12 protein-coding genes are annotated in these 19,189 nt (G+C 53.0%); 2 read left to right on the forward strand and 10 right to left on the reverse strand.

All coding sequences use genetic code 11. From position 1 onward, the window contains the following. Nucleotides 1-223: 223 nt before the first annotated feature. The 3 genes from P8N76_11375 to P8N76_11385 all read right to left on the reverse strand — a co-directional run bounded on the left by P8N76_11375 (nt 224) and on the right by P8N76_11385 (nt 5,443). Complete coding sequence (locus tag P8N76_11375; GenBank protein ID MDG2382262.1) at nt 224-1,828, reverse strand: alkaline phosphatase D family protein; 1,605 nt, start codon at nt 1,826-1,828, stop codon at nt 224-226. Nucleotides 1,829-2,337: 509 nt separating this feature from the next. Then, nucleotides 2,338-3,738 (reverse strand): serine hydrolase, encoded by a 1,401-nt coding sequence (locus tag P8N76_11380; GenBank protein MDG2382263.1) that lies wholly within the window; start codon nt 3,736-3,738, stop codon nt 2,338-2,340. Nucleotides 3,739-3,808: 70 nt separating this feature from the next. Beyond that, a complete protein-coding gene (locus tag P8N76_11385) occupies nt 3,809-5,443 on the reverse strand; it encodes a hypothetical protein (GenBank protein MDG2382264.1) in 1,635 nt (544 codons plus the stop codon). Nucleotides 5,444-5,747: 304 nt separating this feature from the next. On the opposite strand from P8N76_11385, the gene P8N76_11390 reads away from it, so the two are divergent. After that, complete coding sequence (locus P8N76_11390) at nt 5,748-6,257, forward strand: hypothetical protein (GenBank protein MDG2382265.1); 510 nt, start codon at nt 5,748-5,750, stop codon at nt 6,255-6,257. Nucleotides 6,258-6,515: 258 nt separating this feature from the next. Here the strand turns inward: P8N76_11390 and P8N76_11395 are convergent, their stop codons facing one another. The 4 genes from P8N76_11395 to P8N76_11410 form a co-directional block, all read right to left on the reverse strand. Then, on the reverse strand, nt 6,516-7,481 hold the full coding sequence (locus P8N76_11395) for a hypothetical protein (protein ID MDG2382266.1): 966 nt from the start codon (nt 7,479-7,481) through the stop codon (nt 6,516-6,518). Beyond that, the gene (locus P8N76_11400) at nt 7,478-8,854 is read right to left on the reverse strand and encodes a DUF1501 domain-containing protein (GenBank protein ID MDG2382267.1); all 1,377 of its coding nucleotides are present in this window, start codon (nt 8,852-8,854) and stop codon (nt 7,478-7,480) included. The genes P8N76_11395 and P8N76_11400 overlap by 4 nt, the downstream gene beginning before the upstream one ends. A gap of 83 nt (nt 8,855-8,937) precedes the next feature. Beyond that, nucleotides 8,938-11,142 (reverse strand): DUF1553 domain-containing protein, encoded by a 2,205-nt coding sequence (locus tag P8N76_11405; protein ID MDG2382268.1) that lies wholly within the window; start codon nt 11,140-11,142, stop codon nt 8,938-8,940. Between the two features lie 64 nt (nt 11,143-11,206). Next, nucleotides 11,207-12,739 carry a hypothetical protein gene (locus P8N76_11410; protein ID MDG2382269.1) on the reverse strand — a complete coding sequence of 511 codons (1,533 nt, stop codon included), beginning with the start codon at nt 12,737-12,739 and terminating at the stop codon, nt 11,207-11,209. 904 nt (nt 12,740-13,643) lie between these two features. Here P8N76_11410 and P8N76_11415 point away from each other — a divergent pair. Beyond that, nucleotides 13,644-15,074, forward strand: coding sequence for an arylsulfatase (locus P8N76_11415; GenBank protein ID MDG2382270.1), 1,431 nt, complete (start codon nt 13,644-13,646; stop codon nt 15,072-15,074). 41 nt (nt 15,075-15,115) lie between these two features. Here P8N76_11415 and P8N76_11420 read toward each other — a convergent pair whose 3' ends face one another. The 3 genes from P8N76_11420 to P8N76_11430 form a co-directional block, all read right to left on the reverse strand. After that, nucleotides 15,116-15,901: a ZIP family metal transporter gene (locus P8N76_11420; protein ID MDG2382271.1), complete on the reverse strand. Its 786-nt coding sequence runs from the start codon at nt 15,899-15,901 to the stop codon at nt 15,116-15,118. A gap of 327 nt (nt 15,902-16,228) precedes the next feature. Continuing rightward, the gene (locus tag P8N76_11425) at nt 16,229-16,708 is read right to left on the reverse strand and encodes a 6-carboxytetrahydropterin synthase (protein ID MDG2382272.1); all 480 of its coding nucleotides are present in this window, start codon (nt 16,706-16,708) and stop codon (nt 16,229-16,231) included. A gap of 230 nt (nt 16,709-16,938) precedes the next feature. Continuing rightward, complete coding sequence (locus P8N76_11430) at nt 16,939-18,603, reverse strand: formylmethanofuran dehydrogenase subunit A (GenBank protein MDG2382273.1); 1,665 nt, start codon at nt 18,601-18,603, stop codon at nt 16,939-16,941. Between the last annotated feature and the right edge of the window lie 586 nt (nt 18,604-19,189).

Consider the following 19,189-nt stretch of genomic DNA (forward strand, 5'->3'; position numbering starts at 1 on the left):
CTCCGATGGAAATTGCCGACCACGCGCATTTGCCAGTTGATTCGATGAGCATCTTTCCATCGAAGTTTAGGCCTTGGTGAATCGTGTTTCTGTCGAGGAGGCAAGCACTCATCGTCACGCGATTGGCTGATCTGTGAAGGCTTTCTGGAGGATTGCCCCGTGTCGAAGTCCGCAGCCCAAAAATCGTATGCGTCAGTGTTCCCTTAACCTGCAAGTACGCCGCTTATGCGTTGTTGATTTTCGGGTTGCCTGCCTCGACGACGAATGCCGCACGCGAGAAGGTATTGCCACCCGGTTTCAACACGTCATCCACCACCATGTAGTCGGACCGCCAGGAGTCCTGTGTGACGTTGCACAAAATGTAGCCGCGTTCGGCATTGTGGAATTTCACGCAGGCGTTCGTGGCCAGAATCGAATCAAGGTTCTTTGGTTTTTCAACGCCGTTCCCTCCGCTGCACAAAGACGTTGCGACGAATTCGGAGGCGACTAAAGGCTGATCCTCGCGGCGATCATCAACGCGCAATTCGTTGGCCCAATTCGTGTGAATGTCTCCTGTGAGCACGACGGGGTTGGCGATTTTTCTGTCTGCTAAAAATCGCATCAGTTGGATTCTCTCGGCCGCGTAGCCCGGCCACTGATCCATTGAATACCGACCGACGTCGTCGATAACGGATCGCTTGACCAAACCCATCATGACTTGTTGTGCCAGGACGTTCCACTTTGCCTTGGATGATATCAGCTTTTGGCAAAGCCAGTTCTTCTGGCGACGACCTAGCATCGTGTTGGCGGTGTTCAGCGCGGCATCGTTTAGCGGACTGCGCTTGTCGTTGTTGGGCTGGTCGGTGCGGTATTGGCGAGTGTCCAACACTAAGAGTTCGGCAAGCTGGCCATAGGAAGCACGTCGGTAGATTTTCATGTCGCTGCCGGTGGGCAAGCATGCGCGACGCAACGGCATCATTTCGTAATAGGCCTGATACGCGTTGGCTCGGCGCTCGAGAAAGGCAATCGGGTCGATCCCTTCTTCTTCGGAAATTTCATTGGCACAGTTGTTGTCGAATTCATGATCGTCCCATGTGACGAACCAGGGGCAATTCGCGTGCATTCCCTGCAAGAGCTGGTCACCCCGATACTGTGCATACCTTGCGCGGTAGTTATCAAGAGTTTGGATTTCATTTCCCTGATGCGTGCGGACGCTGCCGCCTCGTCCGGCTTCGTATTCATAGATGTAGTCGCCAAGGTGAAAGACCAGGTCAACGTTGTCACGAAGCATTTGTTCGTAGCCCGTGAACAAACCTTGTTCGAAGTTCTGGCAAGAGGTTACCGCGAATCGCAGTTGATTAGCCATCGCGTCGGGGGCCGGTAGGGTTCGCGTGCGACCGATCGGACTTTCCGCATCTCCAGCGCGAAAGCGGTACCAGTACCAACGGTCCGACGGTAAGCCAGTCGGTTCAACGTGAACCGAGTGGCCGAGCTGAGGTGTTGCCGTGGTCACTCCCGACGCCACGATCGTTTTCATCGACTCGTCACTCGCGAGTTCCCAGCTCACAGCGACATTCTGGGTTGGCATGCCACCACGGGGCTGCAACGGTTGGGGTGCCAATCGAGTCCACAACACGACGCTCCGGTGATCTGGGTCGCCTGAAGCGACGCCAAGTGAAAACGGATCACTTTCAAATGACGGTGCCGTATCAGCCGATGCCGACTGGCCCAGGAACGGGATCGAACTCAGGGCGCCGCCATACGCGAGAAAGAGCCTGCGTGAAAATCCGCGTTCATATCGTACAGCGCGCCGAAGTTGATTATTCTCTAACAGGTTAGATTTCTTCATGGAAGCTTCCAATGTGCGGATGCATGGCTATCGAAAATAGAGCGTAGTAACAAAGTATTACTAGAGCGACGGGGCCGATGATCTACTCATCGAGATCGCTCCGCCACCCTTGAAAGACGGGTGTGCTGGCCATTAAGAGCGCCGATGAAGTCGAGCGATGTTGTCCACGCATGCGCTAGTGTTGAATATTCACTTCGCCGTTTGTGCAACCTGCATCGTACCATTTCCAGCCTAGAATGCGATGTTTTTTAGTCGAATCTGAATGTGTTGACTCGCCTGCTTTATTCCAAGGCACCAAGAAGTCGTCGGGCAGCGTCGTTGATTATCTGGTGGTGACCGCACGTACTATCGGCTCTGGATTAAAAAAGATTCAGGGCAGAATCGGCCCCCGTTTTTCCTCATGGCCAAAACATAAACAAAAACACGGTAGTGAACCCAACAGCACCGCGTGGTATTGTCAAAATCAACTCTGCCGGCTCATCACCGGGAGAGTGACGGGTGCGTTATCATCAACGATCGTTCGGCACGGGAAGCATCTTGTCGACTTGTTGAACAAGACCGTTCTTCAGTTCTGCAACCTGAACGGCCGTTTGATGGACGAGGAACACGCACACGAGTTCACGGCTCCGGTCAACTCGCAGATGGGCTCCCATCGCGCCGCCGTGGAAAACGAGGTAGGCGAGTCCGGATTCGGAGACGTCGTCTCGAAACCATCCCAACCCGTAAGTTCTTGCTTCTCTATCCGGTGACTGAAGACGCCTCATCTCGGCAATCGACGACGGTGAAAGAATGCGTTTGCCGTTGTGGACGCCATCGTTCAGGTGCATCTGAGCGAACACGGCCATCTCGTCCATCGTTGTAAAAAGTGATCCGCCCGGCAGGATGAAGCGGAGTTCTCGCTGAGCTCGGGACGGTTGTTTCTGCAGTTTCTCGCCTTGTCTCAGATAGGCCGTCGGCACCGTTTTTCGAATTTCTTTCGAAGGCAAATAGGTCGTGCGATTCAGACCCAGAGGCCGGAACAGAGCGGCCTGCGCAATTTTCTCAAGCGACTGGCCGAGAGCCACTTCTGCGACGCGCCCTGCAACGCAATATCCGGAGCCGGAGTAAAGGAATTTCGTTCCCGGTTCGTACACCAGATCGTATTCCGCGATACCGATGACCGCTGCGGCGAGAGGCCGCTGGAAATTGCGGATCAGATCCAGCTTCTCGCGACTGATGCCCTTGTTCCCCCAGAAGCCTCCCGTGTGTGAAAGCAGTTGGCGAACAGTCATCGGCTTTGCTGGCGACCGACTGCCGTTAACCTTCACTCCCTTGAATTCCGGCAGGTATTTCTCAACCGGATCGTCCAGTTGCAATTTCCCCTGTTCAACTAGAACCATCAACAGGCTTGCCAGAAATGGCTTGGAGACGGAAGCGATTGGAACCAATTCGTCCGTTGTGAACGGCCGCTTCGATTCGATATCGGCATATCCGCACGCCTTTCGGAAAATGGTTTTTCCCTTGTGGACAACTAAAAAGGAGCACCCGGCGATCTGCTGTTGCTGGACGGCGCGGTTCATGATTGCGGTCAACGACTCCGTCAAATCCTGTGCCGCAATGGGCGAAGCTGCCTCCGGTATGCCTTGGTCAGCTGTCCGCTTTGCTCTGTTCGCAGCCATGCGAAGCAGTGTTTGCTTTTCTTTGCGGGAAAGAACGCCGTCTCCATCCTGATCGACTTTGGGGAATCTCTTCAGAATCCGCCGGGTCACAGCCGCTGCTTCGGCATTGGAGAGAACGCCGTCTCCGTCGGCGTCAGTCTTCGGATAGAGTTCGACTACCTTTTTTTTGAACGCGTCGTTGACCTGAGCAGAGGCCGGAAGGGTCGACACGCTGATCGAGCAGGTAAATAGAAGAGCAATGAATTTTTTCATCGTTTTGCCACTAGGTACCGAACAGCGGAAGTTAGACGCATTCTTTGGCAGGATTTTTGACAGCGATAGGTTAGGCATTTTTGGCGATGATTCGCCGCATTAAGTTGTGGGTGATTTGCTGGACGCGTTTGTCCGGACCTTGTTGAGTGACTCCGTGCCTGGAGGGATTCACATGTCCCGGAGGGCTGGACAGCCCGTTGGCCCACCAGATGGTGGCGGCGTTGAAAACGACATTGTCCTTGGGACCATTGTAGAGTGTTGAGCTGTAGTGACCGACGGTCTTTCCATTAAGGGTGGCATCGCCTTCGGCTACGATGCTCATCCCGGGCAGATCCATGGCCGGGGCTCCATGCCACTCCCAGCCGAGAAGTCCTTTGATCGAGTCGCCCTTCTTCATTCCGGTGTTCTCAAAGAGCCAGTGTTGGGGCAGTGCGCAGGTCCAATTCCCTGATCCCATCCCGCGACCGCTTGATTGCTGGTTGTCTAGTCGTCCACCCATCAAGAGCGCACTGTCCGGCCCCATGTTGGGTTCAAAGCTTTTCTCGTTGAGCATTCGTTCTAGCAGTTTGCCTCGCTTCGCTTCAGATAGATTTTCAGGAAGAGGTATGAACCAGCCTTCGCGTCGCGTGGCTCGGTTGGGCGTCCCGTTGCTGGAGGGTAGCATCGGAACAACACAGAGAACGGAATTGCCACCAAAGAAGGCTAGGCTGACTCCTTCCTCTCGGGCTCTGAGGACGTTGTTGTACATGTCCAACGTCCAGTACTCGTCGTGGCCCACCGAGATGAAACCTTGGGTGCGGAGCAAACCGGCCGGGTCGGCGTGGGTGTCGATATTGGAGATGTAGGAAACATCGTAACCGTGTTGCTCCAACCAGAACGAAAGAGGGAATTCCCAGGGTAGGTATTCTCCGGAGCCGCCTGATTTCTTGACCTTGTTCACGGGATGGGTGAACAAGGCATAGGGTCGATCGAAGCTCACCGTCGCGCTGGGCACGCCCGTGCTGGAAAACCCTTCATGGGTCGTGTAAATCGAGTAATCGGCGGGCCAGCGGTTGTAGGCGGACCAGGTCAGGTCGCTGCACTGAAAAAGCAAATCGCAGGGACGGTCATCGCGGACAATAAAAATGACATAGCTTTGTAGTCCGGTTTTCTCTGCCGTCAGCTTCCCCAGATAAACACCGCTCAGCCAATTGTCGGGGATTTCGAATTCCACGGTGGGCTTCCATTGGCATTCACGCAGATAGTTTTCACCAACGGTTGGGTCGGGCTGCGTAACGCCATTGAGCGAATCAAAACGTTTCACCAGTCTGGCCCCATCCCCGTTGTAGTAGCCCGTACGGAAGATCTCCAACTTGAAAGCAGACACCGGATCCGTGCTCACCATGATCTGCAACTTCTCGCCGACCCGCACGCTGTTGGCGGAACAGTAGCCCTCGATAACCTGGCTGCGCCCGTTGAGTAAGTTGGGGTTGATCTTCCCGGGTACGGTGCGAGTCTTGGTGAGCAGCCAGTCTCGCGTGCCGGGTTTGGCGTTCTCACGCTTGATCAAATTGCTTGGAGCCGATTTGTTCTCAGCCGCATTCACAAGAGGGTGTGATCCAGTTGCAGCAATCAGTCCGGCCGCCGCTGCCCCTTTGATTAATTCGCGACGACGCAAACCTTCGGTGCGAGCATCTGAGTCATCCTGATTGTGTTGACGAGTCATTGAATGTCTTTCTTGCCGACTTGGATTTGTTTTAACGTTGCGTATAATCCTCGGGGCGTCGTTTTTTCGAACGTCGCCAGGTAGGATCGGGCCCCACAGAATGTTGGCTCCGATTATAGCGGAATTCAGCAATTTTTTGTTTGGAAAGGCTTGGCCAAAGCCTTGGCGGTTTGCGTGTGCGCAGTGATTGATCGGCCAATACTCGCACAAAATTTTTTGGAGTAGGGCTGTAACCTTCGAAAGAGAACGGCTCAGGAACAAGGTATGTTACAGGTTGCAGGATCACTTCACCGGAGCCAAAGCAATGAGATTAATCCACCCAGTAGTCAGTGTTGCAGCACTATTCCTGTGTACGCCTGAAGTCTTGGCGGATGATTCGTTTCGACCGCTGGATACGAGAACACGCTGTATCGTGCTATTCCGAGAATGTCTCGTCCTGATTGACAAGAAGGACGTAAATGGCATCTTCGAGATCATCGCGGATGGTGGCCCATCGGACTCCTTCAAGCTGTATCCCGATCCCGATTCACTTTCTCCGAAGTTGAAGCAAGAACTTCAGGATGTGGACAGATTCTTCAGTCGCAATTTCAGGAACGCTTCGTTGATCAAACGCACATTCAATACGATTCAGTATTCCGAACTGGTAACGGCCAAGGAGTTCGTATCTGTCACGGACACGGTGAATAACAAGAAAGCTGAAGCAAGGCTTCATTCGATCAAGATCAGGGTTCCAGATACGGATCGCCACGAAGTCGGCGAACTGCGCTTCGTTGAGATCGCGAACAACATTTATTGGATTCCCTTTGGTTGGTAGGCTAAGAGAGTAATCAAACAAACGTATGCACCGCATGGCCTTTGTTCCAAGTGTGTCCTGGGCGCAGCAGTCAACGGTCCAGACACCGCGCCCGAACCGTCTTCGCTCTGGGAATGCTTCGCTGGCCTGTGGTTAACTGGCGCCAGCGGCGCCGTTTGGCGTAGGACGGTACGGCGCGTCCCCAGTCCCCAAGGCCCAGTGAGCTTTTAGGAAGTTGCTCCACGACGTTGACTGCTGGAGTTGGGGCGTCCAACCGCATCATTTTGATTCTTGAAATCCAACTCGATGAAGTTGACCGCCACTGCCGGCAATGGCGATGGTTCCGTCGTTCGGATGGGCGGCGACTGCATAGGCCCAGCCCTTCATCACAGGAATCGTCTCGATAACTTTCACCTTTTCGGTATCCACTCGACGCGCTTGGCCGTCAACACAGCTGGCGACAATCTCAGATTCACTGATCCAAGCGATATCGAGTGGTTCCGACTTGAGCCGGACATAACGCACCATTCGACCAATCGTGGGTTGCCAAAAACGAATGGTGCGATCGCCGGCAGCCGTCGCAACCATGGGCCTGTCCGCAATAGCAGGGCAAACCGCGATTGAATGAACGGGCTTTGAATGTTGATTCAAACTGCGGATCAAAGCTTCCGTATCGCCATTCCAAACGCGAACCGATTGATCGTGGCCGGCAGTCACCAATTCTCCATTTTGGAGAATGCATGCCGAGCTAACGCCACGCGAGTGACCTCGATAGGTTTTTACCGTTTTTTCCGCATCCAAATCCCATTGGATCAACAAACGATCCAGACTTGCGGAAATCAAATTCGTATTGCCCTTCCAAACGACTGAAATGACGGAATCATCGTGGTCGGACAACTTCATCAGTGACGCGCATGCAGGCCAAGAGAAAATCTCAACGACGCCTTCCTCCGACGGATTTCCTCCTCCGATCGCGAGCCGTTTTCCATCTGGCGAAAATTCGAGGCAGTGCAGATTGGCAAATGAAACCCGTACCGTCTTTTGCAAGTTTAAATCCGGCCAGCTGAAAACCTGCAGGCCTTTTTGCGAACAGCTGATCAGAGACTTGCCATCGGGTGCGAATGCGATGTCCGTGATGGGTGGGATTTGCCCCCAAAGCGTGGATGTCGCAAACAGCGAGACCGTCACGATGGAAAGTACGCCGCGGGATAACTTGAAAAGGCAATGATTCATACCGTTAGTCATCCCAATAACTCCTTAATCACTTTCGACTCTTGAGGTGCGACCCGAATGGGTCGACCGTCAGGCGTATGCAATTCATGTGCAGGGTCGATACCAAGGAGCGTAAACACGGTTGCTGAAAGATCGGCAGGGGTGATGGGTCGATCTTTGACGAATTCACCCAAAGCGTCACTTTCGCCGATCACCTGCCCACCTTTCACTCCACCACCCGCCATGGCCACACTGAAACAGTTGGGCCAATGGTCTCGTCCCCCGGTGCTGTTGATTTTTGGCGTTCGGCCGAAATCTGTCATGACTAAAATCAATGTTTCATCGAGCATTCCACGTTCTGAAAGATCTCCAATCAACGCGACAAGTGCTTTGTCCAGACCCGGAATCAGCGCGTGCGACGCGGAGCGAGGATCGCCTGGATGACGGTTTGCATAAGTCTCTAAATCGAGATGGTTGTCCCAGCCTGTGTTGTTCACGGTGACAAACGGAACTCCTCGTTCGACAAGTCGCCGCGCCAGCAGGCATTGTTGACCGATGTTATTAGAGTCTTGGACGTTGGCCCGAGGATCCATGGTGTAGCGTTCACGCATCTCCGTCGGTTCCTCTTCCAGGTTGAAGGCCGCTTTGGCCTGCTTGGATGCGATCAGGTTGTAGGCACGCTCTAAATCAGGATCACTGAGACCTTTGGCATTTAGGTTGCCGAACTCGTTCATCGCATTGACGATTTTGCGACGTCGGTCGAGCCGCGAGATATCAAGCCCCTGGTAAAAATTCAGGTCGCGAACCTGGTAGCTCGACTTACCAGGGTCGCTGCCTAACGAAAAACTTTTGCTGCTGTTAGGAAGAAACCCGTTTCCGATCGTGGCGGCGTCACGCGAAATCAAATTGGGAATCGCGATGTTGGATGGCAAAACACCGGTTTGTGATCGCAGATGGGCAACCACGGACGCAATGCTCGGATACTCAAGTGCCGGAGTGGGTTTGTACCCAGTCATCAAGTACTGTAACGCGAAGTTGTGCACTCCAAACGGCGAGGTGACGCTGCGAACTAAAGCCAGCTTGTCCATGATCTTCGCCGTTTGAGGCATATGCTCACTGATCCGGATACCGCTCAGGTTGGTGTTGATCGAGTCAAAAGGTCCTCGGACTTCGGAGGGTGCCTTGGGTTTGGGATCAAAGGTGTCGAGGTGGCTCGCTCCGCCGTCAAGCCAAATCAGAATGCACGATTTGGCCCTGGCGGACCTTTTTGAATTTGCGAGTGGGCTGGCTGCCATCGCTCGTTGCAATTGGAAGAAATTACACATGCCCAGGCCCAAGGCCGTAAGTCCTCCGACACGGACAAAATGGCGACGAGTGACCCCGTCACAGCGTTTGAAAATGTTCATCAATTCTCTTTGCTTATTTGGTTTTGGTGTCTCAGCGGCAAACTTGAACCCTCGAACAGTTTTCTGGTGTTCTGTCGTCCGTCTTAATGATTCATGACAAATTCTTGGCAAGTGACGATGCTCCAGACAAAATCTTCCAGCGCTTGATATTGCTGAGCAGAAGGCTTGTCGTCGAACAATTGTGAAAGGAATTGGATTTCTTGCTTGTTTGGCTGTCGATTCAACGCGACCTGGTAAAACTCACGCACAATTTCCAAGGGCGTCCTGTTGGACTTGATCAGTTTGTCGAGTCGCCCACCTTCGGCACCGATTCTGCTGTTCAATAGTTCCCCGTTGAATAGGTGAAGTTTTTGCGCCAACGGTCCGGTTGGCGAGGGTGCTCCTTCACAGGAGTTGGTTCGGTTACAACGACCAAGGATGTCGAGCGCATCAGATTGAATCGCGCCATCTCGCAATTCCACAGCTCGCGTGCCTAGGGTTTCATTGCCATATTGGCCTGCCACGCCGAGTACGTCAGAGATTGCATCCGCCAATACGGCGGGTTCCAGGGGCTTCTGCATGATGTGCGAATAAAACCGATCACTCGTCTGATTTCCTTCGACGGGAATCGAACTGCGCGCATAGGTCGAGCTCATCGCGATGACTTTCAACGTATGGCGAATGTCAAAGCCATGCTCGATGAAATCGTCAGCCAACTGATCGAGCAACGCCGGGTGGGTTGCGGGATTGGTGGAACGGAAATCGTCGACAGGTTCTACCAGGCCGCGACCCATCATCGATTTCCAAAGCCGGTTAACGATCGCCTTGGCGAAGTATGGATTTTCGTGGTCTGTAAGCCAATCCGCGAATGCTCCACGCCCATCTCTCGTATTCGCCGGCAGGAATTCGCCGTCGGGAATTTTCATCGGCGCAGCTTCTCCCGTGTTGGGGTGGATGTTTTTGCCAATGGGGTTGATCCGAATGACTTGGCTTCGCGTGAGCTTGGAGAACATCGCCGTGAGGCCATGGAAGTCGTCTTGTGTCCATTTATCGAGCGGGTGGTTGTGGCAGTTAGCGCACTTCATTCGACTTCCCATGAAAACTTCGGTGACGAATTCCGTTTGCAGCCTCGCATCCTCCACGGCGGTGTAAAACGTCGCTGGACCATACTTGGACGAGTCCCCAGTGGCCGTGATGATTTCTCGGACCATCTGGTCGTAGCCTGCGCTGTCACGCAACTGCTTCGCAAGCCAATCGTGAAAGGCACGTGCTGCTTGCGGAGTTGTTGCAACACGGTTTTTGTCGATCTTGGATTGAATTCGCAACAGCTTGGCTAATTTCAAAGTGTAGAAATCGACAAACTCCTCCGAGGCGAGCAAGCGATCGACGACTACTTCTCGATTCAAACCACCTGAACCGGTTTCGCCTTTGTATTTAGGTAACCGTCCCGTGAGGTCCAGGGTGAGTCGACGAAAAAATGTTGCATCGTCAACCAGAGGTGAGACGGGTAGACGAAGTTCCCCAAGTGCGCGGAGAATTTCCTGGTCCACGTCGTTGTTGCGAGGTTCCGAGGAGAGGTTGACAGCCGACTCGGTAAATGGGACCACCAATTCGATTGGAATGACTTCGGTGGAGTACCTGGCAATCACGATATGTCGGCCGCTTCGTGCGACTTTGGCAGTTGCCGAATGGTTGTTGACGCTGACCGCGGATGAATCATCCGCTACGAATTGCGTCAGGTTCGTGACCTCACGCTTTGTCCCGTCGTCATAATGAGCCACGACTTTCAGCGGAGTTGCATCACCGATTTGAGTCGCGATGAACCTGCCGGGAGTTACTTCGACGCGTTTCAACTTGCGATGCTCGACGTATTTGGCTCCCTGTTCAATCCACTTGATTAACCGCTGAGCATTTTGATCGTCATCGGCGATTACTGCACCACCGCCATGCTCTACCAGCTCGGCAGGCTTCATGAAAAGGAGACTCGACTCGGCATCGGTCAAATTAATCCTGCGTCCGCCGAGTTGATGCACAATCTCGTCGTAGTCTGTTTCTGGCGTTCCGCCATAGAGTGACAACTTGAATTCACCGCGTCCGATTGCCGAGCCATGGCACTTCCCAGCATTGCATCCCAACTTCGTAAACATGGGAATCAAATCGTTCTTGAAATCGATCGTTTTGTCGGTTTGAAGTTTTGAAGTTTCGACGTTGATAATGCTATCTGGCGTCGATGTTTCGATCGACACCACCGGTGACCAGATGCAAAGACAGAGCGAAGCAGTCGTCAAGAATGCAATTAACGTTTTCATGATTCAGTTGGTGCTAATGCGTCGCGGTGGATTAGATTGGCAAAAGAAAGCTGGATCCAATGCATTAACGATTGCGTTGTCCCTGTTCATTTTCCCCGTTGCCAGGAGCCAGAAGTTCCTTGGCTTCGGTACGAGTGAGTTTTTCCGCTTTTACGAGTTCCTCAAGCTTGTTGCGTAGTGCCCTTTTATTACCCGAAGTCTGAAGCAATTCGCCTGCTTCCGCACGCGTGATCTGTCCGCCAACCACCAATGGGGCAAGTTTTTTGCGAAACCCTTGCTTTGGTGGGACGGCGGACTGATTGCCCGTTCTGCGACGACTAGAAGCTTGGGTTGCTGCATCCCCGGGGGTATCGCTAATGTATTTGCGAAGCGTATCGTGATCGACTTCCATGGCTTTGGCGATGGCGCCAAGAATATGAGGTTGTGTGTAAAACGCGTTGCCCACATAAGGAAGGTTGTGTGTGACCTTGCCCTGTTTTGCCACGATCACGGTGGCGGTGAGATTTCTGTCCAGACCATAGGCAGGAGGGCCAGCCGATCCATCCTTCGACAAACCCACGACAAGGTTTTTGGGGTAACGTTGGTCAAGCACCGCAAAACTTTTCTCAGCCTCGTTTGCGTCGTCCGTGCAAACAATGACTGACATCGCCCAGGAATGTTTGGAGTTTTCTTCAATGGCCTGAAGTTGGCGCCGGAGCTGTCCAAGGAAACGACCGAAGGTGCGAGATTCACTGACAAAGAACATGAGATGAAGCTTGTCACCCGCCAGTTCCACGGGATCAAACTCTTGGCCAGCCGTTTCTCCGCGCAGATTGATGGCAGTCAACGATGGAATTTTTTCGCCCGGCTGCGGGCCAGAGTAGATTGGTTTTTCGAGATTCTTGATCCATTCAGTTGGATCGGTGATCTTGAGATCCGTCGAACCATAACCATTACGCTTGCTGCGATTACGCTGCATGCGAGCGTTTTGCAGAACGCGACCCTGAGAACCGCTTTGGGCGATTCGCGGGTTTAACGTACCTCGGTAGATGGCGACTTCTTCGGCAGAAGCCTTTTCCGGAATGAATCCAGCATAAAGCTGCTTCATGATTGAAGCGACATCATAGTCATGCATCTGTCCGCTTTGATTGGCGGCGATCAGCCGCTGGTAGACTGCAGCACGATTTTTTGCAGTCACTTCGCCTGCTTGGAATTCGCCATCTTTCAGGGTTTTGGGCTGCCCAAAACGCCCGTGCTTGCTTTCAAGATAGGTCATCTTCGCGTCGACCAAGGGAAGCAATCGATCAGCTTGATTCTGAGTTAATTCTTTGGCCGCAACTGCTTCGCCAAGAACTTTCTTGACAGCCTCTTTGTCTGACTGGATGCGTTTCCAAATGTTGTAGCCTTGCTGTTGAGAGATTTTTCCATCTTTGACGAGCTTCGTGATACGCTTGAATCGGAAATCTTCGCACATGTCAAAGTCTTTGTTGGATCCGATGCGGTCGTCATATTTGATCTCTTGGGCAAGAGTGGAGTTAAGCGAAATGCCGGTCAAGACGCAAACAGTAAAGGATGCCAGCCATCGTCGGACCCTAGTTCGTGTTAGCTGATTCGTCATCAGATCTGGATTCTCCAATGGAAAGTTGTGGGTGGATCGAGGTTCAATTCCACACCGGAATGTTTAAGCTTAGCAGTTGCATTGTAGGCGGGCAAAATTAGGCAAAACCTCCATTCTTATTGTCGAGCCGTCTTCACGAAGCCCACGAGTGGGTTGAAATTGGTCGACGAGAATTTCTTCGTCAAAGTTTCCGGCTACGTTTCGTGATGCAAGAAAACGATCTGCACTGGATCGGTTCATTGTTACCAGATTTATCCCAAAGCGAGACGGAGCATTCTCGCAAAATATCACGAAGATCGGACCGGTTCGGTACCGCGACCAGAATGCATTACCTTAGTTCTGGTTCGGGTTGTATTAACAATCGGGTGAATCGCTCTTTTTTTCCACGTCCAGAACCGTACTCCGTTATTTGCGAGCTGAATTCGGAGACGATTTTGGAAAAAGACAGGAAGTTTTCTTTTTTGACTCAGCTGTAAACCTATGGGATTGACCTCCGATTATCAGCCTTTGTGGAAAGGGGATGAATTTTTTTCGGTGATTTTTAAGGGAAAGGCCACATGCAGAAGGTGTGCAATGTGCGATTGGAAGATAACAAAGAACCAGAAAGTAGTTCAACGTCGCGAGTTTTTTGGTCTCCTCCACTCTTTTGGGGTGTGCAACCGGTTTCGATGATGGGGTGTTCTTCAACTCCTGATCGATAGTTCGAGTGTCGCGGGTTTTGATCTCACAATTCTTCAACGCAATCTTGGATCGTGGCACTTGTTCCAATGAGCGCCATCATGAGAAGATCAGCTTCTCGTATTGTGAGAGTTTGCCCTGATCGCCTGCGCGGACGATGCAATGACGAATCACGGATGAACAAGCCAAAGAGAGAACCGTATTTGATGCGGAAGCAAGGGAAATTATGAAAACTGGCCATCCTCAGATCTCAATCGCCCGATTCGCCACGTGGGCAGTCGTGACCTCCCTGGTCATGATACAAACAACGCTTGAGGCGGAAACGACTCCTCCGCACGTTGTCGTACTTCTCGCTGATGACTTGGGTTGGGGCGACGTTGGATACCATGGCAGTCAGATTGCCACACCCAACATTGACAAGTTAGCACAAGTCGGTGTGCGACTCGAGCAGTTCTATGTTCAGCCAGTCTGTTCGCCCACGCGAGGCGCGTTGTTGACAGGTCGTTATCCAATGCGATTGGGTTTGCAATGCGGCGTTGTGCGTCCCTGGGCTGAGCATGGTTTACCGCAGGATGAGCGTACATTGCCTGCCGCGCTGAAAGAAAACGGTTATCAGACGGCGATCGTTGGTAAATGGCATTTGGGACATAACAAACCCGGGTTCCTACCCTTGCAGCGCGGATTCGACCAACAGTACGGCCACTATAATGGAGCCCTCGATTACTTCACTCACATTCGTGATGACGGGCACGATTGGCACAAGAACGACCAGCGCAATGACGACCAAGGTTACACAACCGAACTTATTGGCCGTGAAGCGACGCGGATTATCAAGGAACACGACAAGGAGAAGCCGCTCTTTCTGTATGTGCCTTTCAATGCGCCCCATACGCCCTTGCAGGCACCGCAAGGATTCATAGACCGATACGCAGATTGGCCGAACAAGCAACGCGCCATCTATGCTGCGATGGTCACTTGCATGGATCAGGCGATCGGTGATGTGGTTGGGGCGTTAGAAGAAAATGACTTTCCCAGTGATAACACGCTGATTTTCTTTTGTAGCGATAATGGAGGCATTCCACGGTTCGGCTCTAACCGCGAGCTGAGATCGGGTAAGGGAAGCCTCTACGAAGGAGGTGTGCGCGTTCCGGCGATCATCGTTTGGAAAGGTCAACTTGAATCGAGTCGCACCGTGGATCAGCCGTTACACATGGTTGACTTGTATCCCACGATTTTGAATCTCGCCGGTGTCAGCCTCCGGCAGCCCAAGGCGATGGACGGACGAGATGCTTGGCCGACTATTGCAGAGGGAGCGACATCACCTCACGAGTTCATTTTGCATAATGTGACGCCCTTTGGTGGAGCCCTTCGGATGGGAGATTGGAAGCTCATTCGAAACGGACACGTCGCCGCAAACCATAGATCAAAACCCAAGCGGCAGACTTGGGAGCTATTCAATATTGCCGACGACCCGTCCGAAAAGAACGACGTCAAGAAAGATCATCCCGATGTCTTTGACAAACTCAAGGCAAAGCTTGTGAAGTTGGCCGACGATTCCGTCCCACCCAATATTCCACCGAATCGACCGCCTCCCGGATTCAGAGTTCCGAAAGTTTGGGGAGAATCGGGAAGCAACGAGGGCGGGAGCCAATTTTGAAGTACAAGTCCATTTGAAATTGGACGTTCTTGATCAGGGTGTCACATCCAGATTGCCACGATCGCCATCAGGCCTGCGCCCACCAGTGCCCAGATGAGCCGGCTGCCGCGGTTGCTGCCACCGGGGAAGAACTCCTCACGCACGATGTCGAGCGTTGCGATGTAAAGGAAGGTCCCAGCGGCGACGGCCTTGAACCATGCTTCGGCGGCCCCACTCCCTTCGCCGAACAGATCGATTGCGATGCCGCCCAGGATGACACCCAAGGGGGTGCTACCGACGAAGACCAGGAGCGATGGAATCCGCTTGCGAGGTGGTACGGCAGCTTTTCGGAAGGTGGATCCAAGGGCGAAGCCGGCGGCTCCCTTGTGGGCGAGGATGGCGACTAGAAGCACGCCCGCTCCTGCGGCAGTCGAGATGCCTAGCGTCACCCCGGCAATCAGGCTGTGGATCGAGAGGGTCACAAGCAGCAGGTAGGGAGCGATCCCACTCTGGTTTCCGGCGTTCAGCAGGGCGGCGGATTCAGGATCCGTGCTCGTACTCCCGGCTTCCATTGATCTGGGGATCACCCGCTCAAGGCCAAGCACGAGGATGAAAGCCAGAGTCGCGATGCTGTAGGCGGCTGGGTATTCGAGCTGCGGATAAGCGGTTGAGAAGCCATGATTCGCATCGGCGAGGAGGTGGATGAGTCCCGCGGCGAGCAGCACGCCGCCAGCGAAACTGTTGCCGTAGGCGATCGTGCGTCCCTTGCCGCCGCGGCCAGCCAGCCAGGGGGCAAAGACGCCGGCGCTGCCAACGGTCGCAATCAATGCCGCCCAGAGCAGGATCATGAGGAGTCCGGTTGGGTCAGGGGTAGTGGTTGTCGAGAGCATATGTGGCTGCATTGTATATTTTCGCATTGAGTGAAGAAACGGGGACGCGAGTTGATTTTGACGTAGCTGAGACAGACTGAATAGAAAACCTATGGAAGCAAACAACCCAGTCTTGTTGACTGTGTCAACAAGTGGTCTGACGCGGAATTACCGAACGGTTCCAAATGCGAGGATCAATTTTGCTCCGGTGGCGGTGATGCTGAACCGGCGACTCGAGAAATGCGAGACCCCATTCGCACGGCTTACAACGGTTTGCTCGAGCAATGTCGGAATTCTCCTCCGCCGTCAATCTACTCCGACCCCGCCAGACTCAGCGACGCTTGCTGGAGAGCTCACTGACAGTAACCGCGCCTCGCCAAAGGCCTCTTCGGTCTCCCAAATCACGACGCGTGTTGCCTGCACATTGGTATCACTTAACACCTCCGGGCAAATGACTTCCAACAAGTAGCGAGCCATGTTTTCCGCGGTTGGATTGTAAGGCAATTCGTAGTACTTGCAGGGCTCAGTCAACTTAATGGCCTGAAGGCCATTTTCGTCAGCTTTATTGAGGATGAAACCATGATCCCAATGCTCATCCAACCAACCCTTAAACCGCGACTTGAGTTCGGCGAAGTCGATTATCCGGCCGACGGAGTCGACGCTATGGCTGGTGACGTAGAAGTCGGCAACATAGTTATGACCGTGAAGAAATTCACACTTACCACCGTGTTGGTAAAGACGATGTCCCGCACAAAACTTGATGCGACGCATAATCTCCAGGTTCATGATCGCCTCTCTGAAAGGAATTACGAAACTGCAAACTAGTTGGTTGCCTTAACCCGTATCGGCCTCATCCCAAAATACGAACATGAGTTCAGGAAGCGACGCGGGTTACTGTGGTGAATCTAATTGGCGTCCTGAATCGAGTGACCACATCGGCGAAAGTCTTGAATGCACTCCTGTAACGTCAATGGATTGTTGGCTGAGTTTTGTCATGGGGGCGGGGGATTCGCCATCTAAGTTCGCTCGCACATGACTTGCTCTGCGTTATGCAAATAATCAGCGGATACAGGATAATTGCGGAAGCGGATCGAGTAATATTGCTCGAACCATTCGCGAATGTCGCGTTCCGCACCTCGGTCGAACTCGGGGGCAACGTGAAACGTTTTGCCAAAGTGGTTGTGTCGGATGTCGCCTTGTTCGACGATGATGTTCCCCGATTTAATGACGTAGCGGGGTAATTCGAACATCGTTTGTTTGTTCTCGTGAGGCGTATAGATCGTGATATCCGCGTCGGCGCCCACGCCAAGGTGCCCTTTGTGTTTTAAGCCCAAAAGTTTTGCAGGACTTGCACGGGTAATGATGGCGATTTCGTTTAAGGTGTATTCACGGTCGAGGTCGGCCAATACGGAACCAGCACGGACCTTGGGGTGAATCGTCTTCATGAAGTCCTTGCGATAAGTCCGATCCATAAGCAGCCGAATCACCTGCGGGTATGCGAGGAAGGTTCCGCCGTTGGGGTGGTCGGTGCTCATGGCAATGCGCCATGGGTCATCGATCAGCAGGTACCATTCCAAGCCGACCGCCCATTGCCAAGCGTGAACCATACTCATGTTGCGGTACTTGATCGGTGCAATGCCACAGCCTGATTCCATCTCCGTGTCGGAACTGAACCACTTCGTACCGAAAACATTGTGTAAGAAGTAACCTAACGGTCCGTCACCGGTCATGCTGGTGGTATCGCCAAAAACAATGTGTCCAACATCAACGGTGATGTTATCGTGCGAGTTGACGTAGTCGACCAACGGTTGGACTCGCGAGCAGAAAGTGTCTTCATCGCCATCACCGCCGCCATAGCTATGGAACTGGATATGCGTGATGTGTCCCCGATGCCCCTCAAGGGCTTCCATCGTCCGCATCGTTGTTTCCCAGTTGCCTGGAAGCCCAAGATTGTTCGCATGGATATGAACGGGGTGCGGCATGTGTAATTCATCAACGGCTTGGGCCAGCCCGCGGATGATTTGTCGCGGCGTAACGCCAAAATGGTCGACCACTTCATCAACCGTGTGAACATTACCAGCAGCTCGATGCTTCCAAACTTCGACTCCACCTGGGTTCACTAACTTGATGGCGTAGGCTTTCGCGGCGCCCGTTAACCACCCGACAAAGGCTCTGAGTTTCTCAGGCTCCTTGTCCGCGATCGACTTCATCACGTAGTGATTGTTTCCCAGTAAGGTAAAAAAACCTTTGTCGATGCAGGGGGTGTCGGCGAGTTCCTCGTGAGCATGTCTCGCGGAAAGCGGTGGAACGGCGGCGTCAAAGGCTGTGGTGTAGCCAAGCCCCGCATATTTGTAGCCGGTAGCGAATGTGCTCGGCACGCTACCCATCGTGCCACTATGGGTGGTTGCCGTTCGGATGACCTTCTCCGAATTTCGCTTGTCCTCGGGCCGCATCTTCCGAGCCGCATTCACCTTCGGTCCGGCGAAATGACTGTGCATGTCGATCCCGCCCGGCATCACGACCATCCCGCTGGCGTTCAAGGTTCGGGTCGGACGCACCGAAGGATCGGAAGGTGGCGAAGTAATTTTGCCGTCTTGAATCCAAATGTCATGGACTTGACCGTCCAGATTATTGATCGGATCAAAAACATAACCACCGTCTATTTTGAAAAACTCAGACATTGATGTCGTCGGAGACCCCAAATTCAGCAGGCATGAAGTAAAGCAGAACAAACGACTCGTGAAGAGCTAGGCTCGAGACCTCACCCCTATAAAAGCAGTGTAATCGATATGCACCTGCAATATGATTGCAAAAACGATCTTTCATCCTAAACTTTACGACTCGGGTTGGCAATCACATACTTCGCTTCATTCATCCTGTGAAATGCGAATGGAACTTGATAGGCATGCCAGCTTCTTGAACTTCCTTGCAGGTTTGGGGTGACGCAAATTAGCACAAGTCAAAGACAAGTATCCGGTTTGCACCAAGTGCGGATCGAGATACCCAAGGAAATGGTCTTCGACGTTCGGGAAACAAAAGAGCGGTCATTCCGCAGGAAAATGTGAGACGCTGACCAATCAGCTGGTTTCAAGCTCGTCAGTTTGTCCGAGCCGGGCGACCATCAGGATGCACCGCCCGCCCAATAGAGCGATGAGACGAGCTGCTTCATCAATTGCGGTAGGCGGCGAACGTCAAGGACCTGATCGGACCTTCCGAGATCCGGATTGGCTCAGGCAGTTCAACGATCTTGCCTGGCTGGCGGCAAAA

It is taken from the genome of Pirellulaceae bacterium, assembly GCA_029243025.1.
Lineage (GTDB): Bacteria > Planctomycetota > Planctomycetia > Pirellulales > Pirellulaceae.

Bases quoted from the DNA above. Each gene is read 5' to 3' on its own strand.
- P8N76_11375 (MDG2382262.1), bottom strand. From the start codon at position 1,828: ATGAAGAAATCTAACCTGTTAGAGAATAATCAACTTCGGCGCGCTGTA.
- P8N76_11380 (MDG2382263.1), bottom strand. From the start codon at position 3,738: ATGAAAAAATTCATTGCTCTTCTATTTACCTGCTCGATCAGCGTGTCG.
- P8N76_11385 (MDG2382264.1), bottom strand. From the start codon at position 5,443: ATGACTCGTCAACACAATCAGGATGACTCAGATGCTCGCACCGAAGGT.
- P8N76_11390 (MDG2382265.1), top strand. From the start codon at position 5,748: ATGAGATTAATCCACCCAGTAGTCAGTGTTGCAGCACTATTCCTGTGT.
- P8N76_11395 (MDG2382266.1), bottom strand. From the start codon at position 7,481: ATGACTAACGGTATGAATCATTGCCTTTTCAAGTTATCCCGCGGCGTA.
- P8N76_11400 (MDG2382267.1), bottom strand. From the start codon at position 8,854: ATGAACATTTTCAAACGCTGTGACGGGGTCACTCGTCGCCATTTTGTC.
- P8N76_11405 (MDG2382268.1), bottom strand. From the start codon at position 11,142: ATGAAAACGTTAATTGCATTCTTGACGACTGCTTCGCTCTGTCTTTGC.
- P8N76_11410 (MDG2382269.1), bottom strand. From the start codon at position 12,739: ATGACGAATCAGCTAACACGAACTAGGGTCCGACGATGGCTGGCATCC.
- P8N76_11415 (MDG2382270.1), top strand. From the start codon at position 13,644: ATGAAAACTGGCCATCCTCAGATCTCAATCGCCCGATTCGCCACGTGG.
- P8N76_11420 (MDG2382271.1), bottom strand. From the start codon at position 15,901: ATGATCCTGCTCTGGGCGGCATTGATTGCGACCGTTGGCAGCGCCGGC.
- P8N76_11425 (MDG2382272.1), bottom strand. From the start codon at position 16,708: ATGAACCTGGAGATTATGCGTCGCATCAAGTTTTGTGCGGGACATCGT.
- P8N76_11430 (MDG2382273.1), bottom strand. From the start codon at position 18,603: ATGTCTGAGTTTTTCAAAATAGACGGTGGTTATGTTTTTGATCCGATC.